This window comes from Colwellia sp. MB02u-9, from assembly GCF_014077085.1.
Lineage (GTDB): Bacteria > Pseudomonadota > Gammaproteobacteria > Enterobacterales > Alteromonadaceae > Cognaticolwellia.
Genome location: NZ_JACGVF010000066.1, coordinates 1 through 15,124 on the forward strand (window position 1 = coordinate 1; position 15,124 = coordinate 15,124).

Sequence of the window (15,124 nt, forward strand, 5' to 3'; positions counted from 1 at the left end):
GAATGTTTTTAGCATAGGAGAACAAAAAATATAACAAGCCATTCAAAAGGACAAAAAACAGCTTGCTGTCCTTCGTTCCTCAGGCATTATAGCAAGCTGTTTTTTGCCTCTTAATGGGGCGTTATCGATACAAAATCTAATCTGAATTCAATTTTAGTCACTTGATGCTAATGTTTATACTGTGGCAAAAGTTAGCGTTCAGAAACGAAATGCGACTGGCGGCTTTGAGCTTAAACAAGCCCTATAAACAAGTTGAGTATTTTGGTTAAAATCAACCTGAATATGATCATGGTTTCACAATAACTCAATGACCGCTTATGGCTATCAGTTGACCTAAAGAATAACCAATAGCTAACGTCAACAAAGCGCACCAACCAGACCTAAATGACAAAAGAAAGGAACCACAAAATATAGTGGTTGATTGGGCTAAGTGGATAGCCCTTCAATTTTTATAGCTATTGAGATGGATAAGTACTGAGTTTTATAACTACTGCGTTTTAAAAGTACTCCGCCTTACGAAGACTTAGTTTTGCTCTATGATTAGTTTCTATAAATGGTTTGAATAAGGTGATAACCAAATTTGGTTTTAATTGGACCATGTACCGTTAATATCGCTTTTTTAAAAACCACATCATCAAAGGCTTTTACCATTTGGCCTGGCTTAAATTCGCCTAAATCTCCACCCTTCTTACCTGATGGGCAAGTCGAGTTTTTCTTAGCTAACTGTCCAAAGTCAGCCCCTTTGGCGATTTTAGCCTTTAATTCTTGCGCCAGATTTTCGCTTTTAACTAAAATATGACGGGCACATGCAGCAGCCACATTATTCTCCAATTTAGGGTTAATAGCGTTATTATAACTAATTATGGCCAAGGCAAAGTAAATACTTTTAATTAACGCTGTAATTAGTTAAAACGGTAATTAACGCTGAATCATCTTGAGAAAAACTCATCACTTTATCCATAGCTAGGCGAATAGCCTTAGATATAAGACCAGTTTTTTCTTTACTTGTTAGCGTAACAACTTAGAATCACGGTATATTTTCCTTAGTTGTTCCCCCCATGAGTTCAATACAGCATTTATTTGACAATAATCAGCAATGGTCTGACAAGATAAAACAAGAAGATCCTAATTTTTTCAAGCATTTATCAGAACAACAAAACCCTGAATATTTATGGATAGGTTGCTCAGACTCTCGCGTACCGGCTAATGAATTACTGGGTATGCAACCGGGTGAAGTTTTTGTGCACCGTAATATTGCTAATCAAGTTATCCATACTGACCTAAATTGCCTTTCTGTGATTCAGTTCGCGGTTGATGTTTTAAAAATAAAACACATCATTGTTTGTGGACATTATGGCTGTGGCGGCGTTATTGCTTCTGTAGACAATCAAAGCCATGGTTTAATTGATAATTGGTTGCATCATATTAAAGATGTTTATCGCTTTCATAAAGCGCGTCTAGACGCTGTTGAAAATAAAACTGAACGACTAAAATTGCTCTGCGAATTAAATGTCATAGAACAAGTTGCCAACGTTTGTAACACAACTATCTTAAAAAAAGCTTGGGATATAAAGCAAGATGTTACCGTGCATGGCTTTGTTTATAATTTGCATGACGGTATTTTAAAAGACTTACAGGTCTCGGTTGATTGCAATAAATAATGGCGCTTAAAACTAGCCCTATAGCAAATGTTGTTACCGGGTCATAAGACACTAAAAAGACTTAACTTTTATTGTCCTCAGCTTATACAATGGTGCACTCACCTTGTACAATAGTGAATTTTCCAGCACTAACATTGCAACTATTATGAACAAAATATTTATTATTGGCTTACCTAGAACCGGTACTACCAGTATTTGTGCTGCTATGCTTGAGCTAGGTTTTCATGTCGCACATACCGCGTATACCGATCGCTCATTCACTGAAGCGCAAGTGATGGCTGACACGCCGATATTTTGTGATTATCAATATTTAGATAAGGCTTATCCCAACGCTAAGTTTATCTACTTAGGACGTGCTATGGATAAATGGCTACCTTCCATCCAGAAGTTACTCGCCCGTATGCATACCAACCTTATTCGCGACGATGGTGGCTTTAATCCGATAATTAAACGCTGTTATCAAACAATATTTACGCCCTATAATCTAGATAACATCAATGATTTTGAGTTTTTAGCACTATGCTACCAACAACATCAAAGTCAGGTTTATCAGTATTTTCAAGGCCGGGAAGATGACTTTTTATCGATAGATATTAGCGACAGTCAGAGCTATAAACACTTACTGAGCTTTTTAGCGTTAACTGGCGATATTAATGCTCATAAAGCCGCTGGCTTAGGTTTTGAAAAACTTAATGTCGGCGGTAAGATCACCGCTTGGAAAGATATAAAAAACACCTTAAAAGTTAACTCTACCAATAAAGGTAGAGTAACTAAACTGCCCTATTTAACCTAAACACCATCATCAAGTGTATCTCGCCTAATTAAGCGCTGTTGCTTGATTGCTTGGTCAAGTCACCACTAGCGGGATTAATTAAGCCGGCAAATAGCACAGCGAAAGCAATAAAAGCTGCTGATATATATAGACAGGCCACTAAGCCATAAAGCTGAAAAATCCAGCCTGAAAGTACAGTACCTAACAACCGGCCACAGGCATTAGCCATATAATAAAAACCTACATCAAGCGACACACCGTCTTTACCCGCCATATCAACAATCAAAAAACTATGTAATGACGAATTAATGGCAAATAAAACCGCGAACACCATTAAGCCAATAATAACCACCCATTTTGCTGAAAAATCGCTCTGTAAGGCAAGCGCCATTGCTGCAGGAACAACAACCAATATAGCACCCCATATCGCGGCATCTCTGCCTGTGGGTGCTTTATTGGCAGGTTTTTTAGTTAATGTTGGCGCTAGCGTTTGCATTAGACCATAAAGCACGATCCAACCAGCCATAAAGCCACTGACCCCACTATGTGACCAAGCGAATTCGGTGGCTAAAAAAACAGGTAAAGCGACAACAAACCACACATCACGCGCGGCAAATAAAAATAACCTCGCGGCTGAAAGTAAATTAATCGCTCGGCTCTTTGATAGTATCTCTTTAAATTTAGGTTGGTATTTAGCCTTACCTAAGTCTGCTTGCAACTTAAACAGACTGAACAGCCACACAATCGTTAACATGGCCGCCATCAGTGCAATGGCGCCGGTAAAACCTAACCAGGTTAACAACACGCCACCGAGAAAAAACCCGATGCCTTTTAAGGTGTTTTTAGAGCCAGTTAATAGTGCCACCCATTGATACAGTTTACCGCTCTGCCCTGCTGGTACTAAAAGTTTAATGGCGCTTTTTGCGCTCATTTTATTAAGGTCTTTAGCGATACCAGACAAAGCTTGCGCCACCATGACATAGGCCACAGTAAGAAAACCACTTGGCACCAGTAGCATAACCAAAGCGATTATTTGTAGGGCCAAACCAATATTCATCGTTTTGTTTAGCCCAATACGAGCGCCCAACCAGCCCCCCACTAAATTGGTGATTACGCCAAAAATTTCGTAAAACAAAAACAGCAAGGCGATATTTAGCGGGCTATAGCCGAGCTGATAAAAATACAGCACAACCAACATCCGCAGCGCACCATCGGTTAGGGTAAATGCCCAATAATTACCGGTGATCATTAAATATTGTTTTACCTGAACTGATAGGCCACTGAGTGCTTTCATTTATGCAAATCTACTTTAGCTTTTAGCTTGGTGAGTTTTATGTCTAACTATTCAGATCAGAATTCAGATCAGAGTTCAGGTTAGAGTTCAGATCAGAGCGACCCACCATACGAGCGATTTCCGCTGTACGATTTGCATAGCCCCATTCGTTGTCATACCAAACATAAAGTTTAACTTGTGTGCCATTAACCACCATAGTTGAAGGTGCGTCGATAATACACGAGCGTGGATCGGTTTTATAATCAATTGAAACCAGTGGCCGCTGTTCAAAACCTAAAATATCTTTTAGCTCGCCTTTCGCCGCCGCTTGTAAATAGTCATTCACTTCTTGTTCTGTTGTAGCTCGTTCTAGCTCAAAAACACAATCGGTAATTGACGCATTAGCCAGTGGCACTCGTACCGCATGGCCATTAAGTTTACCTTTAAGTTCGGGGAAAATATGGGTAATAGCCGTTGCTGAGCCGGTAGTGGTTGGAATTAAGCTCATGCCACAAGCACGAGCGCGACGTAAATCTTTATGCGGTGCATCCAAGATGGTTTGCGTATTGGTGATATTATGAATGGTGGTCATTGAACCATGTTTAATGCCAATATTTTCGTGAATCACTTTTACCACTGGGGCAAGACAGTTAGTGGTGCAAGAGGCAGCAGTGACTATCGGGTGCTTGTCGCTGTCGTATTGGTCATCATTAACGCCCATAACAATATTTAATACGCCGTCTTCTTTCACTGGCGCAGTAACGACCACACGTTTCACCCCTTGGTCTAAATAAGCTTGCAATAATGCTGTAGATTTCATCACACCCGTTGCTTCAATAACCACGTCACAACCTGACCAATCTGTGTCGGCAATAGTGCTGTTTTGGCTACAGGTAATTTCATGGTTGTTAATCACTATATTTTCAGCTTTATGCTGCGCCTGATGTTGCCAAATACCGTGTATTGAATCAAAATTAAGTAAATGTGCTAAGGTTTCTGCGTTACCAGCGGGGTCGTTAATTTTAATAATTTCAATATCATCCCAGCCATAGGCCACCCGCATCGATAAACGTCCAATACGGCCGAAACCGTTAATACCAATTTTAATTGTCATGATGATTTTCCTGTCAAAATTTATTTTATAATCACTTAGCCCGCTAAGTGATCTGGCTCATTTAAGCTTGGTGTCGCTTACTCACAACAATTTGCAATGCGTTCAGGCCTAGCGCCCATAAGATGTAACGCTTGCAAATGTGGAGTAATAAAGTTGATATTTTCTTTTAAGGTTAAACTGATAACCTGTTGTGCCCATGTGGCTACATCAGGATTAATGCTATAAAAAACCCACTGTTTTTGTTTACGTGTTAATAATAAGCCCGAGCTTTTTAATACCGCCAAATGTCGGGATATTTTTGGCTGACTAGACTCAGCAAGTGCCGCCATGAGTTCGCAAACACAAAGCTCACCTTCTTGGGCAATCAGCAATATACTTTTAAGCCGTATATCATCAGCCAAATTTTTATAAAACTCAGTTGGATTCATTTGCTGCTCTTCTGGTTAATGCTCAGTTTAGGTGATAATAACCCAAGCCACTTAATAACGAAATAGTTATATAATAAAGCAATTATATTAAAATAAAAGTGGCTTAACGAACCTGGGTATTAAAATGCCCAGCACGCTTTAATAATTTAAATTATTAGGTTTATCAGTGTACTAATAAAAAGCACAAATTAATTGTTGAAACGAAACTAAATAAGAACTATTATCAATCGTGTTATCAATCACCAGCGAATTTTTATCATGTTTGTTTGTATTTGCAAAAGCATCACAGATCATCAAATTAAACAATTAGTCACTGAATCCGGTGTCGGGTCTATCCGTGAACTAAAACAGCACTTACCATTAGGTTCACAGTGTGGTACTTGCGTTAAGGTTGCTCAAAATATTATTAATAACACTATTATCAATGAGAGCTTATTTAAAGAAGTCGGCTAAAGAGCCCACTTGCGTTAATAACCTGACTGCAACTGATAACGATTAACATTCTCAAGTTGTTGTTTTTAAATATTTTTTTAATCTATCCTTTTCATTTACCTACTTTCTTTCTATAATTGCAGCCAATATTTAATTAACTTAAATTTGAGATGCTAATGAAAGGCAACACCTCAGTACTCACCATACTTAATAAAGTACTCACCAGTGAACTAACATCGATTAATCAATATTTTCTACACGCTCGCATGTACAAAAATTGGGGTATTAATGCCTTAAACAGCAAGTGCTATAAAAAATCAATCCTAGATATGAAGCAAGCTGACAAGGTTATCGAGCGGATATTATTTCTTGAAGGCCTACCTAACTTACAACAATTAGCACCACTGGCTATCGGTGAACATACCGAAGAAATGATCCGTTGTGATCTTGGTTTTCAAACCGCACAAATTGCGGTAGTGCGTAACGCCATTACTATTTGTGAACAACAACAAGATTATGTCAGCCGTGAAATGTTAGACACTATACTCAATGACGAAGAAGAACATTTAGATTGGCTGGAAACTCAGCAATACCAAATTAACGCTATGGGTATTGAAAAATTTATTCAGGCACAGCTGTAAACGGCTTAATCTAGACCATTTAGAAGGAAAATAATATGAAAGGTAATACGCAAGTTATTGCAGCATTAAACGGCCTACTCTCCTATGAACTAGCCGCAATGGACCAATATTTCATTCATTCTCGGATGTATGAAGATTGGGGCATGAATAAGTTATTTGAACGTATCGATCACGAATTTGACGACGAAAAGTTACATGCCTCAATGCTCATTCAGCGTATTTTATTCTTAGAAGGTATACCTGATATGCATACGCGCCAAGGCTTAAATATTGGCAAAACGGTTCCTGAAATGCTGCAAAGTGATTTAGATGTGGAATATGCCGATGCAAAAGCGCTTAGAGCCGCTATTGCGCTGTGTGAACAGGAAAAAGATTACGTAACACGTGAGATTCTAGAAAAATTATTAGACGATACTGAAGTTGATCATGCCTTCTGGTTGGAACAACAATTAGGTCTCATTAAAACTATCGGTTTACAAAACTATATTCAATCGCAGTTATAACCAATATAGCCAATATAGTCACTAAAATAGTCTATAGGTAGCCTTAATATTGTCACACTTTCACACCGACCTGCATGTGCTTACATGGAGGTAAGTTATTAGGGGCAATTATAGAGCTGTATTAATGCTCTACAGCGCTATGGATGGTTAATACTTAAGAGCGGCAGCGTGATCATAGCAGTGCCTACATCCTGACCGCCATTCTATAGATAAAAAGCCAGTGAGTTTGCTCGCTGGCTTTTTTAATGCGCCAACGCCATATCTTCACTGAATAAAAAGCAATCACCCTTTGTAACTTTGTCAGCACTCATCTAGGTTTAGATAAGCAATCAATGGCTTATTTAATCATTAGCATAAAACGTGATTAAAATACCCCTTACCTTGGTCAATGTCTCTTCGCATAGAATAGCTCAGCGAGTAAATCAAGCCATGAGTTATAAAGTGCTGATCAAAAAAAGGCCCGCATAATGCGAGCCTTAATGAAATCTAACCATAAGCGCTAAGGGCGTTTTACGGTCTCATTTCTTCTTGATCCGCACCTTCTTTTTCAATCACTTCAGGAATTAAGTCTTCTTTAGAAATACCTAATGCCAACGCAACCGAGCTGGCTACATAAACTGATGAGTAAGTACCGACAAAAACCCCTAATAATAATGCTGTCGCAAAACCATGTATTAGCGCTCCACCTTTAAAGAACAAAGCAGCAAGTACTAACAAGGTAGTAATTGAAGTAATAACGGTCCGTGATAAGGTTTGTGTTAAAGAAATGTTGATCACATCTTCAGGCGTACCAGAACGCACTTTTCTAAAGTTTTCTCGGATACGATCCGAGACCACTATGGTATCGTTGAGTGAGTAACCTATTACCGCCAGTACCGCTGCAAGTACCGTTAAATCAAACTGTAACTGTAAAACAGAGAACAAGCCTAACGTTAACAATACATCATGAAATAACGCGATAACTGAGCCTAAGGCAAAACGCCATTCAAAACGAAAGGCAACATAGACTAAAATACAGATCAGCGCCGTTAACATAGCTAAACCGCCCTGCTCTGCTAAATCATCGCCAACACTCGCCCCGACAAACTCGATGCGACGCATATCAATAGTTTGCCCAGTACCTGCTTGTAAAATATCAAGTACTTGGTTACCTAGCATTTCTGCTTTAACATCTTCACGTGGTGCTAAACGAATCACCACATCACGACTTGAACCATATAACTGAACTACCGCATCATCAAAACCGTTTGAGTCCATAATAGCGCGAACTTTTGTCAAATCAGCCGATTCATCGAAACCAATTTCGATTAAAGTACCACCCGTAAAGTCTAAACCAAAGTTAAGCTTATTGGTCGCCAATGAAACAACCGAGGCTAGCATGAGTACAATGCTGAATATCAAGGCCACCTTGCGGTAGCGCATAAAGGCAACAGTTTCTTTTAATTGTAAAATTTGCATATAATTGAAGCCCTATATAGAAAGTTTATCGAGACGTTTACCACCCCAAACAGCGTTAACGATAGTACGAGTACCAATAACTGCGGTAAACATCGAAGTGATAATACCGATTGATAACGTGATCGCAAAACCTTTAACGGGTCCTGTGCCGATAGCAAATAAAATCAAGGCAGCAATTAACGTGGTAATGTTGGCATCAATGATAGTTGAAAAGGCCGCGTCATAACCCTGATGGATTGACTGCTGAATTGATTTACCTTCACGAATTTCTTCACGAATACGCTCAAAAATAAGTACGTTAGCATCAACCGCCATACCGACAGTTAACACTATGCCGGCCATTCCTGGTAACGATAGTGTTGCACCTGGGATCAACGACATAATGCCAATAATTAAGATTAAGTTCGCCCCTAACGCTATGTTTGCCACCACACCAAAGGCACGGTAATAAATCAGCATAAAGATGAAGACTAAACCAAAGCCCATCATAATGGCTTGGAAACCCAGTCTTACGTTTTCAGCACCTAATGTTGGACCAACAGTACGTTCTTCTACAATTTGAATCGGCGCAACCAAAGCACCCGCTCGAAGCAGTAAGGCTAAGTTATGTGCTTCAGATTGGCTACCCGCACCCGTAATTCTAAACGTTTTACCTAAGCGTGCTTGGATAGTAGCAACACTGATCACTTCTTCAACTTTCTCGAAGATAGTATTACCTTCAGCATCAACACGGTCGGTTGGTTTGAATTCAATAAATACCGTCGCCATCGGCTTACCAATATTACTTTTAGTGCTGCTTGACATTTTATTACCGCCAGCAGAATCTAAGGTAATATTAACTTGTGGGCGGCTATATTCGTCAAAACTTGAACCCGCATCAACAATATGATCACCTGTAAGCATCACACGTTTTTTCAACAATACCGGTTGGCCATTACGTTCTTTTAGTAACTCTGAGCTACCTGGAACACGACCATTAAGCGCTGCACCTAAATCACCTTCAGTATCAACTAAACGAAATTCAATCGTCGCAGTTGCACTTAAAATTTCTTTTGCTTTCGCTGTATCTTGCACGCCCGGTAATTCAATAACAATGTGCTTTTGACCTTGACGTTGTACTAGCGGCTCAGCAACACCTAGCTCATTAACACGATTACGAATAATGGTAATGTTTTGTTGCAATGCATATTCACGGGTTTCTTTTAATTTTTGATCAGTCATTCTGGCGGATAAGGTTAAGCTATCCTCATCACTAACAAATTCTACATCACGGTTTTGTTTTTCTAGATATGACTCTGCACTTGCTAAGTCTTCAGCATTACGAAATTGAATACTAATGGCATCATTAACTTCTTTAACTGAGCGATAACGAATTTTTTCGCCACGTAAACCCGTGCGAAAATCATCAATTAAACTTTTTTGTACTTTAACAATCGCTTCCTGCATGTTTACTTCCATTAGGAAGCTAACACCACCACTTAAATCTAAACCTAACTTCATTGGCGTACCGCCAATGCTTGCTAACCAAGAAGGTGTTGCAGGTGTTAAGTTTAAGGCAACTGAATACTCATCACCAATATTGTCATCAAGTAGATCACGCGCACGTAATTGTTGTTCTGTGTCATTGAAACGCGCCAATATTTGACCGTTTTCCATCACAAGACTTAAGTAGGAGATTTTCTTTTCATCTAAGTGTGACTTAACTACGTCTAACGTTGCTGCGTTTGTTTCAATACCGCGCAAGCCAGAAATTTGTACTGCGGGATCTTCACCATAAAGGTTAGGAGTCGCATACAAAGCACCAACAGCTACTATAAATAGCACCATCAATGTCTTCCATAATGGATATTTGTTTAACACAATATCACCCTATTTTCTTTTGAATCGCGCGCTAATACTAAACTAAGTTATCGCACGAAAGTTTGTTATAATTTTTGTTATCACTATTGCATAAGCTATGTAAGGCGTGCAATTGATCACTATCAATGCACACCTTCAAAACCGCTATAGCGAAAAAAGCCAACAAGATCTCATTATAGAGATTTCATTGTACCTTTAGGTAATACAGCATTAATTGCACTTTTTTGTACTGTAACTTCAGTACCTTCGGCGATGCTTACGACGATAAAATCTTTTTCATCTGAAACTTTAGCAATTTTACCAACAATGCCGCCTTGTGTTAGTACTTCGTCACCTTTTGATAATTCAGACATCAAACTTTTATGCTCTTTCACACGTTTAGCTTGTGGACGATAGATCATAAAATAAAATACTAAACCAAATACAGCTAGCATAATTAACATTGACATACCATCAGCCCCTTGAGCGGGACCTGCAGCAGCGTGGGCTTGACTAATAAATAAACTCATAAATACCTCTTTTTATTTTTCTGATTAATTTTATAAAATGGCGAAATTACAGCTGTTTATGCTGTTTCATTGTCCGCTAATGAACTAGCTAATGGCGGAACAGGTAAATCACGTAGCGCATAAAACTCAGCAACAAACGTATCTAGTTTGCCTTGCTCTATCGCGTCACGCAATCCTTGCATTACACGTTGGTAAAAACGTAAATTATGCATGGTATTTAATTGCGAGCCTAAAATTTCATTACATTTGTCTAAATGATGTAAATAAGCACGCGAATAATTTTTACAAGTATAACAATCACATTCAGGATCTAATGGGCCAGTATCCGTTTTGTGACGAGCATTTCTAATTTTGATAACCCCGTTAGTAACAAATAAATGTCCGTTACGGGCATTACGTGTTGGCATCACACAATCGAACATGTCAATACCGCGGCGCACACCTTCAACTAAGTCTTCAGGTTTACCAACTCCCATAAGATATCGGGGTTTATTTTCTGGTATCAAGGGCGCGGTATGATCTAATATTCGAATCATATCTTCTTTGGGTTCACCAACTGATAAGCCACCAATAGCATAGCCATCAAAACCGATACTGGTTAAGCCATTAACAGAGACTTCACGTAGATCTTCATACATGCCGCCTTGTACAATACCAAATAAAGCATTGAGGTTACCCTCATGGGCATCTTTTGAACGCTGCGCCCAACGCAATGAAAGCTCCATTGACACTTTTGATTCTTCATGACTCGCGGGATAAGGGGTACATTCATCAAATATCATCACGATGTCAGAGCCTAAACTGCGCTGAACTTCCATTGAGCGTTCAGGTGTTAGCATAATTTTTTCACCGTTCACGGGCGAGCTAAATTTAACCCCTTCTTCGGTGATTTTACGCATTTTACCTAAGCTAAATACTTGGAAGCCGCCTGAATCGGTTAGAATGGGCTTATCCCAATTCATGAAGCCATGTAAGCCACCGTGTTGTTCGATAATTTCAGTACCTGGGCGTAACATCAAGTGAAAGGTATTGCCTAAAATAATTTCGGCACCTGTTTCTGCTACTTCTTCAGCTTTCATACCTTTTACTGTGCCGTAAGTACCTACTGGCATAAACGCTGGGGTTTCTATTGTGCCACGGTCAAAGGTTAAGCGACCACGTCGAGCTTTACCGTCTGTGGTGAGTAACTCGTACTGCATAGCGTTTTTTTCTGTTTTATCTGTCATATTTCATCCTTCGCCCACTAGCGAAACAGGCTAGCTGCTTTTACGTTTAAGTGGCTAAACCTAGCCAACTTGTATTTTTTACGATTAAGTATTGTGATCTTTTTTCGTTAACAGCATGGCATCACCATAACTGAAAAAGCGATATTGCTGTGCAACCGCATGTTGATAAGCCGCGATAATATTGTCGTAACCGGCAAAGGCACTAACTAACATCAGTAAGGTTGATTCCGATAAGTGAAAATTAGTAATTAAACTATCAACAATTTGAAATTCATAACCTGGGGTAATAAAAATATCGGTATCACCATAAAATTCACTAAAGGCTTTACCTTGTTCTTTAGCCACTTTAGCGGCACTTTCTAGCGAACGAACTGACGTGGTGCCCACCGCAATAACTTTACCGCCATTGGCCTTAGTTTGCTCAATTTGAGTGACAACACTCGCGGGCACTTCAACATATTCAGCATGCATAATATGGTCAGCGATTTCCTCAACCTTTACGGGTTGAAAGGTGCCTGCACCTACATGTAAAGTCACAAAAGCAAAATCTACACCTTTGGCTTTCAGTGCTGCCATGAGTGCATCATCAAAATGCAAACCCGCTGTTGGCGCGGCTACCGCACCCGGTTTTTCATTATAAACTGTTTGATAGCGTTCACGATCGCTGTCTTCATCAGGTCGATCAATATAAGGCGGCAACGGCATATGGCCAACGTCATCTAATATGGATAACACTGATTGTTCACCATGAAATTTAAGCTCAAACAAGGCGTCATGTCTTGCTACCATAGTGGCTTTAACTTTACCTTCTAATAGTATTTCACTACCCGGCTTTGGCGATTTACTGCAGCGAATGTGTGCTAACACCCGATGTTCATCGAGTAAACGTTCAACTAAAACCTCTAATTTACCACCACTGGCTTTTTGACCAAACATGCGCGCTGGAATCACCCGCGTATTGTTAAAAACTAACAAGTCTCCCGCTTTAACATGGGCAACAAGGTCAGTAAAATTCTCATCATTAAGCACGCCACTATTACCATTTAAGGTCATTAAACGGCTGGCTGAACGGTTGGCTTTTGGGTATCGAGCGATAAGCTCTTCGGGTAAATCAAATGAAAAATCAGCAACACGCATGGTAAATAAACTAGTTTAAAGGTTAAAAAACGCGTAATTTTAGTGCTGCACGTCACGAATAGCAAGTATTAACTTGTAAAACTCAGCATAGGTTATAACAGCAATATCACCTAAAGTACCTCAGTGCTATCACGAGCATAAATAGCGACTATAATTTAAAATTAATCACCTAAAACCTTCATTTTGACGTATGCTGAAATAAAATAACTTAGTCAGGTAAGCACATGAAAAATCTTGCTTTCGCTATCGCAAAAACTATTATCAACGGTTTTGAGCGACATATTTATCTTTACAGTGAAATAACAAAAACGGCAAAACAACGTTTTGAGCAACAACGTTGGCATGACATACAATTAGCCGCTAAAGCCCGTACTGACTTTTATGATCAACGTATAGAAGAAACACTCACCACTATTAAACAAGATTTTCTGGTCACTGAGTTAAGTGATGAACTTTGGCAATATGTTAAAAGTTGCTATATAGACATACTTAGTAAACATCCTCAACCAGAGTTAGCTGAGAGTTTTTATAATTCAATATTTTGCCATCTGTTTGAGCGTGAATATTATCATAATGCCTATATTTTCGTGCAATCAACCGCCACACGCTTAGATACGTTACCGACACCAAAAATATTTACCAGTTACTTTCCTGCCGAACAAGGATTGTTTCAAACCATCAACCACATTATGAATAAACAAAATTTTTCAGTGCCATTTACGCACTTGAAAAAAGATATCAATATTCTGATAGCAAAATTTCGTCAACACGCAGATAAAACGCTCTATCAGCTATCAGATTTACAATTCGATATTTTAGATTCTGTATTCTACCGTAATAAAGGCGCTTACATTATTGGCCGGGTAATTTCCCCAGGTGGTGAAACACCCTTTATTATTTCGCTATTAAACACTGAAAAAGAAGGTTTGTTTATTGACGCTTTGATCACCGAAGGTGAAGATATGGCGGTGGTTTTTGGTTTTGCTCGTGCTTATTTCTTTGTTGATTGTCAGCACCCACACGCGTTAATTGTTTTTCTTAATCGTTTAACCCCCCATAAAACTAGCGCAGATTTATATTCTGCCATCGGTTTTCACAAACAGGGAAAAACCCAGTTTTATCGTGACTTTTTAAACCACCTGAATAACAGTGATGACAAACTTGTACTCGCGCCGGGTATCAAAGGTATGGTGATGTCGGTATTTATGCTGCCATCATATCCCTATGTTTTTAAAATTATTAAAGACAAGTTTTCCCCCAGTAAAAATATGACTCGGGAAGATGTTAAAGGCAAATATCGTTTAGTTAAATTGCATGATCGAGTGGGACGAATGGCTGATACGATGGAATATTCAGAAGTGGCCTTTCCAAAACAGCGCTTCTCAGCCGAGCTACTTGAAGAACTCAATACCGTTGCCCCTTCGTTGTTAAGATATGAAGATGATTTAGTGATCATTAAACATATGTATATCGAACGTAAAATGACGCCACTGAATTTGTACTTGGCAACAGCCAATGATGCCCAAGTAGACAACGCTATGTATGGTTACGGCGAAGCGATTAAACAGCTAATTGCCGCCAATATATTTCCAGGCGATATGTTGTTGAAAAATTTTGGTGTCACGCGCCATGGTCGAGTAATTTTTTATGACTACGATGAAATTACCTATATGAATGAGGTTAATTTTCGCGTTAAACCAGAAGCCGTCACAGAAGAGCAAATTTACGCGGCAGAGCCATGGTACTCAGTTGACCCTGGTGATGTATTTCCAGAAGAAATAGCCACTTTTGCATTAGCCAATAAGCGTTATCGACAAGCATTTTTAGGTCATCATGCTAATTTACTGCAAGCTCAATATTGGCAAGACTGCCAAGCGAGTGTGGCTAAAGGCGTTTTTGCCGATGTTTACCCGTATCCTGAAGAATCACGTTTTTGTCATTGGAAAAGTAAATAAAACCACACGAAATAGCCAAACAACTTTAGTTGTCTGGCTATTTCGCTATTCTACTTCAAGCAGAACCTTGAAGTGAACGACTATAAAACCAACAAAAACTAATAGAAATGAATAAAAACCCGCACATCTGCTGTTTATTTAGCCGAACAGTCATT

At 39.2% G+C, this 15,124-nt stretch carries 15 protein-coding genes; 6 read left to right on the forward strand and 9 right to left on the reverse strand.

The window, feature by feature from the left end; translation table 11 throughout:
- Positions 1-540: 540 nt before the first annotated feature.
- Complete coding sequence (locus H4J65_RS01675; protein ID WP_182194650.1) at positions 541-819, reverse strand: peptidylprolyl isomerase; 279 nt, start codon at positions 817-819, stop codon at positions 541-543.
- A 239-nt stretch (positions 820-1,058) separates the two neighbouring features.
- Here H4J65_RS01675 and can point away from each other — a divergent pair, with 239 nt between their 5' ends.
- Together can and H4J65_RS01685 are read left to right on the forward strand one after the other, a co-directional pair.
- Positions 1,059-1,661: a carbonate dehydratase gene (can, locus tag H4J65_RS01680; protein ID WP_182135654.1), complete on the forward strand. Its 603-nt coding sequence runs from the start codon at positions 1,059-1,061 to the stop codon at positions 1,659-1,661.
- Between the two features lie 145 nt (positions 1,662-1,806).
- On the forward strand, positions 1,807-2,454 hold the full coding sequence (locus H4J65_RS01685; protein ID WP_182194654.1) for a sulfotransferase: 648 nt from the start codon (positions 1,807-1,809) through the stop codon (positions 2,452-2,454).
- A 28-nt stretch (positions 2,455-2,482) separates the two neighbouring features.
- Here the strand turns inward: H4J65_RS01685 and arsJ are convergent, their stop codons facing one another.
- The 3 genes from arsJ to H4J65_RS01700 form a co-directional block, all read right to left on the reverse strand.
- Complete coding sequence (gene arsJ, locus H4J65_RS01690) at positions 2,483-3,727, reverse strand: organoarsenical effux MFS transporter ArsJ (RefSeq protein WP_182194657.1); 1,245 nt, start codon at positions 3,725-3,727, stop codon at positions 2,483-2,485.
- 43 nt (positions 3,728-3,770) lie between these two features.
- On the reverse strand, positions 3,771-4,820 hold the full coding sequence (locus tag H4J65_RS01695; RefSeq protein ID WP_182194661.1) for an ArsJ-associated glyceraldehyde-3-phosphate dehydrogenase: 1,050 nt from the start codon (positions 4,818-4,820) through the stop codon (positions 3,771-3,773).
- A gap of 77 nt (positions 4,821-4,897) precedes the next feature.
- Positions 4,898-5,248, reverse strand: a complete 351-nt coding sequence (locus H4J65_RS01700) for a metalloregulator ArsR/SmtB family transcription factor (RefSeq protein ID WP_182135650.1) — start codon at positions 5,246-5,248, stop codon at positions 4,898-4,900.
- Between the two features lie 258 nt (positions 5,249-5,506).
- On the opposite strand from H4J65_RS01700, the gene H4J65_RS01705 reads away from it, so the two are divergent.
- The 3 genes from H4J65_RS01705 (at position 5,507) to bfr (H4J65_RS01715) (ending at position 6,824) form a co-directional block, all read left to right on the forward strand.
- Positions 5,507-5,701 (forward strand): (2Fe-2S)-binding protein, encoded by a 195-nt coding sequence (locus H4J65_RS01705; protein ID WP_182194665.1) that lies wholly within the window; start codon positions 5,507-5,509, stop codon positions 5,699-5,701.
- A gap of 155 nt (positions 5,702-5,856) precedes the next feature.
- The gene (gene bfr, locus H4J65_RS01710; RefSeq protein ID WP_182184261.1) at positions 5,857-6,321 is read left to right on the forward strand and encodes a bacterioferritin; all 465 of its coding nucleotides are present in this window, start codon (positions 5,857-5,859) and stop codon (positions 6,319-6,321) included.
- A gap of 35 nt (positions 6,322-6,356) precedes the next feature.
- Complete coding sequence (gene bfr, locus H4J65_RS01715) at positions 6,357-6,824, forward strand: bacterioferritin (RefSeq protein WP_182135647.1); 468 nt, start codon at positions 6,357-6,359, stop codon at positions 6,822-6,824.
- Between the two features lie 510 nt (positions 6,825-7,334).
- Here bfr (H4J65_RS01715) and secF read toward each other — a convergent pair.
- The 5 genes from secF to queA all read right to left on the reverse strand — a co-directional run bounded on the left by secF (position 7,335) and on the right by queA (position 13,014).
- Positions 7,335-8,282 carry a protein translocase subunit SecF gene (gene secF, locus H4J65_RS01720; protein ID WP_182190630.1) on the reverse strand — a complete coding sequence of 316 codons (948 nt, stop codon included), beginning with the start codon at positions 8,280-8,282 and terminating at the stop codon, positions 7,335-7,337.
- 12 nt (positions 8,283-8,294) lie between these two features.
- On the reverse strand, positions 8,295-10,142 hold the full coding sequence (secD, locus tag H4J65_RS01725; RefSeq protein ID WP_182184259.1) for a protein translocase subunit SecD: 1,848 nt from the start codon (positions 10,140-10,142) through the stop codon (positions 8,295-8,297).
- A 173-nt stretch (positions 10,143-10,315) separates the two neighbouring features.
- Positions 10,316-10,651 (reverse strand): preprotein translocase subunit YajC, encoded by a 336-nt coding sequence (yajC, locus tag H4J65_RS01730; RefSeq protein ID WP_182135644.1) that lies wholly within the window; start codon positions 10,649-10,651, stop codon positions 10,316-10,318.
- 56 nt (positions 10,652-10,707) lie between these two features.
- Positions 10,708-11,850, reverse strand: a complete 1,143-nt coding sequence (tgt, locus tag H4J65_RS01735; protein ID WP_182194751.1) for a tRNA guanosine(34) transglycosylase Tgt — start codon at positions 11,848-11,850, stop codon at positions 10,708-10,710.
- Positions 11,851-11,961: 111 nt separating this feature from the next.
- On the reverse strand, positions 11,962-13,014 hold the full coding sequence (gene queA, locus H4J65_RS01740) for a tRNA preQ1(34) S-adenosylmethionine ribosyltransferase-isomerase QueA (protein WP_182135643.1): 1,053 nt from the start codon (positions 13,012-13,014) through the stop codon (positions 11,962-11,964).
- Between the two features lie 224 nt (positions 13,015-13,238).
- Between queA and aceK the strand changes: the two genes are divergently transcribed.
- The gene (gene aceK, locus H4J65_RS01745) at positions 13,239-14,969 is read left to right on the forward strand and encodes a bifunctional isocitrate dehydrogenase kinase/phosphatase (RefSeq protein WP_182194669.1); all 1,731 of its coding nucleotides are present in this window, start codon (positions 13,239-13,241) and stop codon (positions 14,967-14,969) included.
- Positions 14,970-15,124: the final 155 nt, after the last annotated feature.